The organism is Nannocystis bainbridge (genome assembly GCF_028368995.1).
Taxonomy (GTDB): Bacteria; Myxococcota_A; Polyangia; order Nannocystales; family Nannocystaceae; genus Nannocystis; species Nannocystis bainbridge.
The window spans coordinates 116,186-129,078 of sequence record NZ_JAQNDL010000005.1; the positions used below are offsets into that span (position 1 = coordinate 116,186).

Annotated in this window: 8 protein-coding genes; 7 read left to right on the top strand and 1 reads right to left on the bottom strand. The window is 73.2% G+C overall.

Features of this window, described 5'->3' with window-relative positions:
- Positions 1-4 precede the first annotated feature (4 nt).
- The 5 genes from POL25_RS40845 (at position 5) to POL25_RS40865 (ending at position 7,471) form a co-directional block, all read left to right on the top strand.
- Positions 5-2,242: a CHAT domain-containing protein gene (locus POL25_RS40845; protein WP_272091846.1), complete on the top strand. Its 2,238-nt coding sequence runs from the start codon at positions 5-7 to the stop codon at positions 2,240-2,242.
- Between the two features lie 129 nt (positions 2,243-2,371).
- On the top strand, positions 2,372-3,829 hold the full coding sequence (locus POL25_RS40850; protein ID WP_272091847.1) for a S1 family peptidase: 1,458 nt from the start codon (positions 2,372-2,374) through the stop codon (positions 3,827-3,829).
- Positions 3,830-3,933: 104 nt separating this feature from the next.
- Positions 3,934-4,950 (top strand): hypothetical protein, encoded by a 1,017-nt coding sequence (locus POL25_RS40855; RefSeq protein WP_272091848.1) that lies wholly within the window; start codon positions 3,934-3,936, stop codon positions 4,948-4,950.
- Positions 4,951-4,991: 41 nt separating this feature from the next.
- Positions 4,992-5,909 (top strand): arginine deiminase-related protein, encoded by a 918-nt coding sequence (locus POL25_RS40860; RefSeq protein WP_272091849.1) that lies wholly within the window; start codon positions 4,992-4,994, stop codon positions 5,907-5,909.
- Positions 5,910-6,211: 302 nt separating this feature from the next.
- Positions 6,212-7,471 carry an SGNH/GDSL hydrolase family protein gene (locus POL25_RS40865; RefSeq protein ID WP_272091850.1) on the top strand — a complete coding sequence of 420 codons (1,260 nt, stop codon included), beginning with the start codon at positions 6,212-6,214 and terminating at the stop codon, positions 7,469-7,471.
- 16 nt (positions 7,472-7,487) lie between these two features.
- Here POL25_RS40865 and nadA read toward each other — a convergent pair whose 3' ends face one another.
- Positions 7,488-8,933 (bottom strand): quinolinate synthase NadA, encoded by a 1,446-nt coding sequence (nadA, locus tag POL25_RS40870; protein ID WP_272091851.1) that lies wholly within the window; start codon positions 8,931-8,933, stop codon positions 7,488-7,490.
- Positions 8,934-9,072: 139 nt separating this feature from the next.
- Here nadA and POL25_RS40875 point away from each other — a divergent pair, with 139 nt between their 5' ends.
- Positions 9,073-10,995 carry a thioredoxin-like domain-containing protein gene (locus tag POL25_RS40875; RefSeq protein ID WP_272091852.1) on the top strand — a complete coding sequence of 641 codons (1,923 nt, stop codon included), beginning with the start codon at positions 9,073-9,075 and terminating at the stop codon, positions 10,993-10,995.
- A 71-nt stretch (positions 10,996-11,066) separates the two neighbouring features.
- Positions 11,067-12,506, top strand: a complete 1,440-nt coding sequence (locus POL25_RS40880) for a hypothetical protein (RefSeq protein ID WP_272091853.1) — start codon at positions 11,067-11,069, stop codon at positions 12,504-12,506.
- The last annotated feature ends 387 nt before the right edge of the window (positions 12,507-12,893 follow it).

The window sequence follows — 12,893 nt, forward strand, 5'->3', positions numbered from 1 at the left end:
AGCGATGAATCCGGCGATCCTGGCAGCGACGCTGTGGCTCCGGATCACCGGCCCCGAACCGGCGCCGGGCCCGGCCGCGACGCTGCGCGAGGAGCGACGCGCGGCCCACCGCAGCGGTGAGCCGCGACGCGAGCTCGAGCTCGTCCAGCGCGAGCTCGCCGCGCTCGCCGCTGATTCGCAGCAGCTCGCCGCCGCTTGCGACGCCGTCCAGGCCGGGTATCGCGTGTGCAGCGAGCGGCTGCCCGAGCTCGGCTGCGCTGGCGGGTATCTCCAGCGCTACGCCGACACTGGCTGCCTGACCGATGCGCTGCAATGGCCGCGCTATCACTATATGTGGGCCCTGCACTGGCAGCGGCAGCTCGAATTCACCGAGGCCCTCGCGGCCCTGCGGCGCGTCGTCGAAGCGGCCCAGCCGCTGTTCCTCGCGCGCCTGTTTCGCAGCGATCCGCAGGGCGCCGCCGAGTTCCTCGACCTCACCCGCGACCTCGCCGCCAGCGCCGCCGTGCGCACCGAGATCGCCGCCCACCTGCGCAACCGCGTCGCGTGGCAGCGCAGCTTCGCCGCCCTGTCGCTGTTCCTCGAGGTCCTCGCGAGCGAGGGCGACGCCTACGCCGCGGCGATCCTGCGCAACCAGGTCGCGTGGGGCCTGCTGGTCCTGCGCGAGGCCGGCCTGCAGGTCGCCGACCCGGTCCCGCTGCTGACGGACGCGCTGACCACCTTCACCCGCGACGGCACGCGCGACCGCTCGCAGGCCAACAACGTGCGCATCAACCTCGCGCTCGCGGCCCTGCAGCGCGGCGCCCTGGCCGACGTCGACCGTGCGCTCGCGGGCCTCGACGACGCCGCCATGAGCCCGGAGGAGCGCATGTGGCTGGACATCGTCCGCCTGCGCGCGGCCCTGGCCCGCGGGCGCCTCGACGAGGCCGCGCAATGGCAGCAGTCGCTCGCCGACGCCGAGCCCGGCGCGTTCGTGCCGATGGGCCCATGGTTCGTCGCCTGGACCCGCGGCCTCGTCGCCGAGGCGCGCGGCGATCGTGACGCGGCGATCGCCGCCTACCAGGTCGCCGAAGCCCTGCTCGAGGCCCACGCGCACGCCCGCGACGTCGCCGCCTACGGCGCAGCCGCCGACGGCCGCTTTCGCATGTTCGCCGCCACCACCCGACGCTTGCTCGACCTGCGGATCGGCGACGGCGACGTCCGGGCCGCGCTCTGGCTGGCGCGGAACGCCCGCAATCGGGCCCTGCGCATGCACGCCCGCCAATGGTGCCAGGAGGCCGAGCGCCCGCGCGACGACGCTCCCGGCCCCGGCGCGCTGCACCTGCTGTATTTCCCGCTCGACCCGGCCGGCCCCGGCGACCTCGCCCCCTGGCTCGGCTTCGCCGTCACCGCCGCCGGCGTGCGCGCCGAGCTCCTCGACGTCGCGCCCATCGTCGGCGATGCTCACCGCCTGTCCCGGGAGACACTCTCGACATTCAGCGAGCAACTGCTGGCCCCGTTCGCGGCCGACATCGACGCCGCCGAGGTCGTGACGATCTTCCCCACCGACGCCCTGCACGACCTGCCGTTCCACGCCCTGCCGTGGGACGGCGGCATCCTCCTCGACGCCGCGCCGGTGCAGTACGGCCTCGACATCGCCGCCTGCGACGACCCCTCGCCGCGCGCCGCCGCGGCCGCGCTGGTCGTCAGCGGCGGCGACTTTGCGTTGCCCGAGGAGGGTCGCGCCGTCACGGCCGCGCTGCAGGCCGGCGGCGTGCCCGTGCGCCACCTCGCCGCCGAAGCGCCCGAACCGTTCGCGCCGCTGTTGACCGGCGGCCTCGCGCTCGCGCACCTCGCCGCCCACGGCCAGCACCCGGTCGACGAGGCGGTGTTCGCCGCCGACGTCCAGCTCGTGTTCGGCGGCGCCCGGGTGCTCACGCGCGAGGCCATCCTCGCCGCGCCGGCGGTGCCGCGGCTCGTCTACCTGTCGGCGTGCCGCTCGTCGTTCGTCGACGCCGACACTCTCGGCGGCGGCCTCAGCCTCGCCCACGCGTTCCTGCTCCGCGGCGCGCGGCAGGTGGTCGGCTCCGTGCGCGACGTCGACGCCGACGCCACCCGCACCTTCGCGCTCGAGTTCTACGCCGCCCTCGCCGCACCGGAGGGCGACGTCGCCGCGGCCTGGCGCACCGCCTACCTGTCCGCTCGCGCCAGCCTCGAGCCGAGCTTGCAGGGCGACCTGCGAATGCTGCGGCTGTTCGTGCCGTGATGAATGGAGCGAGTGGGACGCCGATCGGACGTCGCCAAACCGCGCAGTGATGACGCTCACTGCATAGTTGCGAGTCACCGTATCAGCCAGGCCCGGCGCGTGGGCAAGACCTCCATACAGGAGCTCGACATGGATTACGCGCGAATTTCGACCTCTACACTCTCGGTCCTGGCGATCACGCTGCTCGCAGCCTCTACTGCCTGCGACGAGGGGCCCGGCGTCCGCTTGCGCGACCTCTCCGACCCTCTCGGCGACCCCCCGCTCGACGAGAGCCCCGGCGGCAGTTATTGCCGCGGCTGCGTCACCGACTTCCGCGTCCTGCCCGGCGAGACCGCGGGCACGTCTCACCTCGAGCTGTGCGTCGACCTCTCGGTCAAGCGCGTCGACTCGACCTCGACGCTGCCCGGCGCCGCCGCCAGCCCCGCGTGGTTCTCCGGCATCGCCTGGTCGCTGTGGAGCCGCGCCAACGACGTCCCCGTGTGCGAGGACTGCGAATTCACGGTGATCACATCGAAGCTCGAGCAGTTCGCCACCATCCGGATCTCCGACCTGCCCGCCGCGATCGCCGACGACCTCGTGCGCATGGACATGGTGCTCGGCGCCGACCTCACCGCCTACCCGGCCAACCTGCGCGATTTCCCCAGCGTCGCCATCAGCCACCCCAGCGGCCCGTGGAGCTGCGGCAACTCCGAAGGCTCCGGCTGGCCCATCCCGCCCGATCCAGGCGGCTACGGCGACGACGACATCCTGCCGGACGACGAGATCGCGGCCGCCTCGGTCCACCTCACCTACGACTGGCCGCACGGCGGCGTGCGCTCGTGCAGCGGCGTGCTCGTGTCGCCGAGGCACGCGCTGACCGCCGCGCATTGCTTCCACCCGGACATCGCGCCCAAGCACGTGCGCGCCAGCATCGGCGTGCGTGACCCGGTGCTGCAGGCGATCGCGCCCGACCTCGAGGTCGCCGCGATCATCACCCACCCGAGCTGGGACGGCGCCAAGCCGGCCCTCCGGTACGACCTCGCGCTCGTCGAACTCGCCCAGCCCGCGCTCGCCCAGCCCGCCCCGATCGCCGCGATCGATCCGCTGCTGGGCTGCGACGATTCGGCCGAGGTCTACGGCTTCGGCGTCGGCGCCGTCACGGCCGGTCAGTTCGACTGGGGCATCCTGCGCAAGGTCCGGCTCGACGCCCAGCCCGAGCTCTGCGTCGATCCCGGGGGCGAGCTGTGCGTCGACCCGCAGACGCTGCTCTCGTTCACCCCGCCTGACGGCCTCTCCGCCGCCGATCACGGCCTGTGCCACGGCGACAGCGGCGGCCCCGTCGTCGCCGCCTGCGGCGACCAGCGCTTCGTCGTCGGCGTCACCGCGGCGCGCGTGCTCGGCACCCCGGAGGGCCAGGACACCCCCGACGAGACCCCGCTCGAGCCGCTCGGGGCCGCCTTCGCGTTCACCAAGCACAACGTGTGCGGCCGCGACGACGCCGTCGGCTTCGCCGCCACCCGCCTCGACAGCCCCGAGGTGCAGGCATGGCTGGGGAGCGTGATCGAGTGGCCGCACGGGATCGCGCTGCCGCCCCACAACGAGAAGTGACGCGCGCGCGCGACGACCTCGCGCGCGCATCCGGCCGCCCGCGCGAGCGAGCGCGGATCCGCGTGCTCCGCCACAGATCGCGCGCGAACCCGAGACTGGCGCGCATGCCCCTCGCGCTCCCGACCCCCCGCCACCTCCTTCCCCTGGCCGCGCTCGCGTCCGTGCTCGTCGCCTGCCCCAAGCCCGGCGATCCCGAGCAGGACGACGGCTCGGGCGCGCCTGACGACGGCACCACGGGCACCACGGCCCCCGGCGACAGCGCCGGCGTGGCCCCGACCACCAGCGCGGGGCCCGGCGACAGCGAGCCAACCAGCGCCGCCACGAGCGACAATTCCACCTCGGGACAGGAACCTTCGGACAGCACGACCGGGCCGCACGACAGCACCACGGAGCCCGATCTCGGCGCCTGCCCCGACGATCCCGGGGGCGTCGAGGTCGCGCTCGTGCGGACCGAGCAGGGCCTCGTCACCGACCTCGGCGCGCGCGCTTGCGGCACCGCCGAGCCGTTCGCCGGCCTGCAGGTGATCGCCGCCGGCACCGATCACCTCGAGCTCTCGCGCTGCGCGGACGCGACCTGCGGCGCCTGCGATCCCGCTGACGTCCTCGCGCTCGCGCTCGCGCGGCCTGACGACGCCGTCGGCCTGCCCGCGCACCTGAGCGCGGGTGACTGCCTGCAGCTCGAAGTCGCCTGGACCCGCGCCGGCGCCGATCCGCTGCAGTGCGAGATCGGCGGCCTCGCCGTGCTCGGCCTCCGCCGCGGCCAGCCAGAACCTGTCCCGAAGTTCATGTACCGCCACGCCGCCGCCGTCCCGCACGGCGACGACCTCGGCCCGTTCGGCCTCACCGCCGTCCCGCACGGCCCGGGCGCGATCGCCTGCGCGTGCGACGGCGACTGCTGCGACGGGCCGCCCGGCGACCGCCGCCTCCGCTTCATCGCCGCCCTGTGGAACGCCGAGATCGAGAGCGGCCCGGTCGATCCCGGCGCCACCATCCCGCTGTTCGCCTTCGGCACCCCCGAGGGCGACGACCTCTACGGCGACCTCTCCCTCGTCCGCGCCCGCGTCCCCAGCGACTGCGGCGCGGCCGGCTACGAGTGGCTGCTGAGCGTCGCCCCCGGTTGAGCCTGCGGGCCGCGCGGCCCGGGTGGTAGCATCCGCGACCGATGATCGTCACCAGCCCGGCGGACTTTCTGGCCGCCCTCCCCGAGCAGATCGAGGCCCGCGGCGCGTGGGGCAAGCCGACCATGTCGGCCGCGCTCGTCGTCAGCCCGATCGGCTTCCGGATCAGCCCCGAGCCGACCGACAACGCCTACATGCAGTCGGGCGAGATCGACCCGGAACGCGCGTTCGCCCAGCACCACGGCCTCGTCCGGGCCCTCGGCGCCTGCGGCCTCCCGGTCCTCGTCGTCCCCGGCCGCGACGGCCTCGACGACGCGGTGTTCCCCAACAACGCCTTCGCCACCATCCCCGACCGCCTGATCGTCGGCTCGATGCGTCACCCCGTCCGCCGCGCCGAGGCCGCCCGCGACGACGTGCGCGACCTCTTCACCTGGACTTTCGGACATGCCCTCACGGACCTGTCCCAGAAGCCAGGCGTGTCCGAGCTGACCGGCCCGCTGGTGATCGACCGCCGCCGCGGCATCGGCCTGTGCGGCCTCAGCCAGCGCGCCGACGAGCTCGGGTGCGCCGCCATGCACGCCGCCTTCGGCCTGCGCCTGACGTTCCGCTTCGCCCTCCAGCCGGACGAGTACCACACCAACGTCGTGCTCGCGGTGCTGGCCGGGCGGGCCTGCGTGGTCCACCCGGGCTCGTTCGCCGACCCCGAGGTCCCGGCCGCGATCGCGCGCGCCTACGAAGGCCGCACGCTCGAGCTCGACGACGCGGAGAAGCAGGCGTTCGCCGCCAACTGCATCGCCGTCGGCGAGCGCGACCTGCTGCTCAGCGCCACCGCCCACCGCGCGCTCCGCCCGGCCTCGCGCGCCGCGCTCGAGGGCTGGGATTTCCGCCTGCACCCGGTCGAGGTCGACGAGTTCGAAAAAGCCGGCGGCAGCCTGCGCTGCATGATCGCCGAGATCTTCTAAAAAGCGGGCGGCCCCGAGACCTGTCTTTCGGGACATCCATCATCCCGCCTGGTCCGCGGGACCGTCGGGTTTCTCGACCTGCCTCTCGGGACATGCCGACCGCCCTCCGTGACATGACTCTCGGGACAGGCGACAGCCTCGACATCTTCGCCCCTCCGCGACCTGCACTTTCAGACATGTGACGTCGGCGCACGCCGACCGGGCCCTGCCGGCGACATCGGTGAGCGCCGGTCCGCAGCCGCGAGCCTCGCGCGAGCGCGCCCGGCCATGCGCCCGCGGGCCGCTGCTAGACTCGCCGCGCCATGCGGACGCTCTCGATCTCCTTGCTGCTGCTGCTGCCCCTCGCCTGCACCGGCGGCGACCCCGGCGACACCGACGCCTCGTCGACCACCACCACGACGGCCACGTCCACCGCTGCGACCGAGACCTCGGACCCGACCAGCACCACGAGCACCACCGGCACCTCGGCGGAAGTCACCGACACCGACGCCCCCACGACCGCGGAGCTCACGACCTCCACCAGCACCACCGGCCCCGTCGAGCCGACCGGCACCACCGGCACGAGCGACGACAACACCACCGGCGAGCCCGTGGAGCCGCCCGCGATCCATTACGTCGGCCGCCACGACGCCAGCGATCCCGCCGCCATTCGCATGGGTTGGTCCGGCGCCGGCGCCGTGGTCCGCTTCGAAGGCACCGACCTCCACGTGAACCTCGACGACAACGGGCGGTGGTTCACCGTCGTCGTCGACGGCGAGGTCCAGCCGCCCCTGGCCACCCAGCCCGGCGCGAACACCTACCCGCTCGTCACCGGCCTCACGCCCGGCGAGCACACCGTCGAGCTCTACCGCCGCACCGAGGGCTCGTTCGGAGTCACAAAGCTGCTCGGCTTCGACATCACCGGCGAGCTGCTCGCCCCGCCGCCGGTGACGCGGCGGATCCAGGTCATCGGCGACTCGATCTCCTGCGGCTACGGCAACGAAGGCGTGTCTCCGTGCAACTTCAGCGCCGAGACCGAGAATCACTACCTCACCTACGGCGCGATCGCGGCCCGGGCCGTCGGCGCCGAGCTCCACACCATCGCCTGGTCGGGCAAGGGCATGGTCAACAACTACGGCGACGACGTGTTCGAGCCGATGCCGCAGATCTACGACCGCACGGTCGCCGGCGACAAGGACACGCTGTGGGATCACGCGCAGTGGCAGCCCGACGTCGTCGTCATCAACCTCGGCACCAACGACTTCAGCACCGACAAGGACCCGGCAGAGAACGTGTTCGTGCCCGCCTACGTCGCCTTCTTGACCCACCTGCGCGAGGTCTACCCCGACGCCTTCATCCTCCCGGTCGCCCCGCTGCTGTGGGGCAACGAGGCGACCATGGTCGCCGGCTACTTGCAGAGCGTCGTCGACCAGCGCCACCAGGCGGGCGACCTGGATGTCGCCTTCGTCGACATCAACGCCATGGCGATCGGCATCGGCTGCGACGGTCACCCGAGCGTCGCCACCCACGCGGCCATGGGTCAGAAGCTGGCCGACGCGCTCGGCGAGCAGCTCGGCTGGTGAACCGCCCGGCGGCCCGCTACGACGCCACCGAAAGGCTGCGCCCGCGGATGTCCTCGACCAGCGCCCCCGGCAATTGCTTCGTGCGCGAGAACTCGCGCATGTGGCGGATCGGCAGCTCGCCGAGCGACGCGATCGTCTGCTCGCCGATCTTCTCGACGTACTTGCGCGGGGCGAACGCGATCAGTTCGTCGCCGCCCGCGGGCGTCTGCGCCAGCACCTCGAGCAGCGCGTCGAGCGAGTTCATCTTCATGAACGGGCAGGTCGCGCAGCCGCCCGCGGTCGAGCAGCCCTCGCCGCCGGCCACGCCCGGCACCAGCGGCAGGTGCACGTCGCCGGTCGCCACCACCGCGGCGTCGGCCACCGGGAACACGATCTCGACCTCGACCGGGCGCGGCAGCGTCTGCAGCAGCGCTCGCACCTGGTGGACGATCGCCGTCACCATGCCCGCCTCGGTCCCGAGCACGAACTGCAGGCGCACCGGTGACCTGTCCCCGGGGACAGCCCCGACCCGCTTCACCTCGGCGGCGATGTAGTCGAGGATGTTCGAAGTCGACCCGACCACCCCGCGACCGTGACGCTGGGCCTCCAGCGCCAGCGCGAACATCTCGCCCGGCACCTCGAGGTGGGCCGTGACGTGGGCGTCCGCGTAGTCGTCCTGGACCCGCCGCACCACCTCGCCGCCGAACATGTGGTGGACGATGCACGAGCCCTGCTCGAAGTGATGGAACCGGGGCAGCAGCGCCCGCACGCTGGCGGCGTCGTGGCCCGGGTGGAGCGCGCGCACGGCCGCGTCGTCCATGCCCGCCAGGCTCGACAGCAGCGCCCGCAGGTTCTCGCCCATGTACGTGTCGGGCCCGAACCACACGTGGCCCTCGGGCACCTGCGCGAACGCCTGCAGCACCGTCTGGATCACGTTCGACGAGGTGCAGGTGATCGTCGGCACCAGCGATTGCGCGTACGCCTTGGTCCGCAGGCTGGTGTTGATATAGACGACGTGCAGCGAGTCGGGCGTCTGCGACGCGCGTCGCAGGTAGGCCGCGTAGGCCGGCGCCTCGGCGGCCGCCGCCAGCGAGCAGCCGATCGGCTCTTGCGACACGCGGTAGACCGGCACGTGCTCGAACCCCGCGGCGTCCATCACCGCGCGCACGTTCTCGGACATGAAGTCGACCCCGAGCACGATGATCGCCCGCGCACCCTCGCGGGCCATCTGCAGCGCCCGGTCGGCCATCACCAGCGAGTCCGAGATGTGGATGTGCGGCCAATCGCAGGCGAACAGCACGCCCTGCAATTCGGCGTCCATGTAGAAGTGGGCCACGATCCCCGCGCCGCTGGCCTCGAGCAGCTCGCGCAGCCGCCGCACGGTGGCCGGATCGGGGTCGAGGAACGCCGCCTGGGCCTCCGCAAAGGCCCCCTGGGCGGTCGCGCCGCCGGCGCTGAGCACGAGCGAAGGGAACGGCTGCATCGCCGCAAAGCCTAGTGCCCGGGCCCCCCTGTTTCAACCGCCGCACGCACGATTCGGCCACCACCTGCACCGCGAGAATTCACGCCACCTCACGCGCATCGGCCCTCGCCCGCACGCCGGGCTCGGCTAGCGTCCGGCCATGGAACGCCTCCGCGCCCCCGAGCTGGAACCCGCCCGTGCCTGGCTCGGCACCACCCGCCCGCTGCGGCTCCGCGAGCTCCGCGGCCACGTCGTCGTGCTCGATTTCTGGACGTCGTGCTGCGTGAACTGCATGCACGTGCTGCCGATCTTGCGGGACCTCGAGCGCCGCCACGCGGGCCGGCCGGTCGTCGTGATCGGCGTGCACTCGGCCAAGTTCCCCGGCGAGGCCGCGCCCGAGCGGGTCGCCGACGCGATCGCGCGCCACGACGTGCACCACCCGGTGGTCGTCGACGACGGCCTGGCGATCTGGGAGCGCTACGCGATCCGCTCGTGGCCGACCCTCGTGGTCATCCGGCCCGACGGCACCATCGCCGCGGTCGCGCCCGGCGAGCCCGATCCCGCCGCCCTCGACACCCTCGTGCGCGGGCTCCTGGCCGAGGCCGAGGCCCACGGCACCCTCGCCGCCGCGCCGCTGACGATCCCGCGCGGCGACCCGCCACCTCCGCGTCCGCTGGCCTTCCCGGGCAAGCTCGCGGTCGCCGACGACGGCCGGATCGCCGTCGCCGACTCCGGGCATCACCGCGTCCTCGTGCTCGCGCCCGACGGCGAGGTCCTCGTCACCATCGGCTCCGGCCGTCGCGGCCAGCAGGACGGCCCGTTCGCCGAAGTCCGCCTCGACGACCCGCAGGGCCTCGCCTGGGCCGAAGACGGCGCGCTGTGGATCTGCGACGCCCGGGCCCACACCGTCGCCCGCGCCGATCTCTCGGCTGGCCGTTTGCACACGGTCGCCGGGACAGGTTCCATGGGACATGTCCCGATCGCCAGCCCCGCGCCGGCCCGCGCCACCGCCCTGCGCTCGCCGTGGGACGTCGCGCTCGTCGGCGAGCGGGCGCTCGTGTGCCTGGCCGGCTCGCACCAGCTCGCCGCGCTCACCCCGTCCGCCGATGGCGGCTGGACCGTCGCCATGCTGGCCGGCGACGGCCGCGAGGCCCTTGTCGACGGGGCGCCGCGCGAGGCCTGCTTCGCCCAGCCGTCCGGCTTCGCCCGCGCCGGCGACCGGCTGTGGATCGCCGACAGCGAGACCTCGGCGATCCGCGAGCTCGACCTGTCGACCGGCGACACGCGCACCCTCGTCGGCCAGGGCCTGTTCGACTGGGGCGCCGAGGACGGCCCGTTCGCCGCCGCCAGCCTGCAGCACCCGCTCGCCGTCGCCGTCACCACGAACGGCGACCTCGTGGTGGCCGACACCTTCAACGATCGCCTGCGCCGGCTCGACCGCCGCGCCGGCCAGGTCACGACCCTGTCTCTCGGGACAGGTGATGAGTCCCTGCGCGAACCCGGCGGCCTCGCCGTGCTGGCCGACGGCGACCTGCTCGTCGCCGACACCGGCCACCACCGCCTGGTCCGCCTCGCCAGCGACGGCCGCTTCAAGGCCGAGCTCGCGGTCCGCGGCGCCCCGCCGATGCCGACCCCCGCCGACGAGCCGCCCCCCTCGCTCGCCGCCGCCCCGGCCTCGCGGTGGTTCGACCTCGTGCTCGCCCAGGCGCCGAACCTGGCCCCCGGGCGCGCGCGCGGCCAGCTGCGCCTGCTCGCCCCGGAGGGCTGGAAGTTCAACGACGGCGCCCCGCAGCGGCTCGCGCTCGAGGTCTCGCGCCGCTCCGATCTGGTGACAACCACCGACCGCATCTCGCTTCCGGGACAGGGCCGATCCGACATGTCCTTCGAGATCGACCTCGAGGTCGCCGAACTCCCGACATCGGAGGTCCGCAGCGAGCTCCTCGTGCGCGTCGACGCCGTGCTGTGCGGCGGCGACCCGGAGGTGTGCGCGCCCTCGCAGGCGTGGCTGCGGATCCCGCTGCTGCTCACGCAGGCCGGCGATTCGGCGTTCACCGTCGATCTGACCCTGGCGACGCCCGTCTGAGCGATCTCGCATCCCCCGCACGGCGCGTCGCCCGGTGCGCCGGCCGGATCGCGGTGCTATGGCTTTGCGGGATGTCCCGCCGCCTGCTGCTCCTGGCCCTCACGAGCGCCGCCTGCTTCTCCGACGATCCCCCGCAGCTCACCGCGACCGTCACGGGCGACGACAGCAGCACCACCAGCACCGGCGCGCCCGTCACCACCGAAGTCGCGCCGACGACCACGACCACCGGCGACGACACGACCTCGACTTCGGCCACCGGCACCACCGAGCCGGCCACGCCGACGACGTCGAGCACCACCGGCGAGACGGACACCACCAGCGACACCGACACCACCGGCGGCCCCGTGGTCGACCCGTGCAAGTTCGAGACCCCCGTCTGCCCCGCCGGCCCGAGCGGCACCCAGGGCAGCGGCCAGGAGCCGCTCGACCGCTGCAACTTCCCGCTCACCCGCGCGCCCGAGTGGGACAACCTCGGCCCGCTCGCCGACGCCCTCGCCGAGGCGTTGCCGACCTGGACGATGGTCGACATCCTGGCCGACCTCAACAACACCGCCCTGTCCGCGGACGCGGTCCCGGGCGACGTCGAGGCGCTCGAGCTGGCGTTCCGCTGGGACAACGAAGACTTCAACAAGTACTGGTGGATCCCGCAAGGCCTCACGGGCAGCGCCGACGCCCGCGACGACGGCCGACTCGACGGCCGCGAGGTCGCGCTGATCGGCTGGTGGTTCGACAAGGAGCTCGCCAACGTCTCGTTCGAAAAGGGCGTGCGCGTGACCCTGGTCGACGTCACCGACGCTTCCGAATTGCGCCTGCGCCACATCCTCCTCGTCGAGCCCGTGCCCGGCGATCCGGTCGACTTCAAGCCGGTCCCGGTGCGCGCCGGCGGCATCGCCTGGTACGGCGACACCCTCTACCTCGCCGACCCGACCCAGGGCCTGCGCGTGTTCGACCTGTCGCGCCTGCTCGAGGTCAACGCCAACGTCGACAAGGTCGGCTACGACCCCAAGGTCGCCGACTACTACGGCGGCCTCTACTCGTACGTCGCGGTGCAGATCGGCGCCTACAAGCACGCCTCCGCCTGCGCCCCGCGCTTCTCCACCCTCGCGCTCGACCGCAGCACCAGCCCGCCGGAGCTGGTCGTCGGCGAGTACTGCGACGGCCTCGCTACCTGCGCCAGCGCCATCGGCGGCCGCGTCTTCACCTGGCCGCTCGACCCGGTCAGCGGCCGCCTGCCGTTCGACATCACCTGGGCCAACTCGGCCGCCTACACCGGCGAGACCCAGATCCAGGGCGTCACCCGCAGCGACGGCGCGCTCTACCTGACGAGCAGCGCCCCGCCCGGCGATCCCGGCGCGCTGCACGTGGTCCCCCCCGTCGGCCCCGCCACGGTCCACGGCTGGATCGACACGCCCAGGGCCGTGATGCTCGACGGCGACCGGATCTGGGGCATGTCCGAAAAGTCAGGTGCGAGGTTCGTGTTCGCCGCCGCCCGCTCGGCCTACGAGCAATGACATGTGCCCGCGGACAGGAGCATGTCCCATCCGCCATGTTCGCATGGACATGTCCTCTCGGACATGTCACGCCAAGGTGAACCCGACCGCAATTCCACGGCCGAGTCACTCCAGAGCCTCGTGACGCGTGAGCCCGACCGCCTTCGCACGCCCACGGGATGTCTTTCGGGACATGTTCGGTCGCGACCTCGGCATTCGAGCGCGATGTCTTTCGGGACATGTTCGGTCGCGGCTTTGGCGTTCGGGCGCGACGCTCGCCGAGTCCGCGATTCGGCCGCGCGTCGCTGTCGGCGCGCGCCCCCGAAAAATTGCGACATGTGACAGCCCCGTCGCGGCTTCGCCCTCCGCGCGCCAAATTGTCGCTGAACGGCCCTCGCCTGGCCCCTA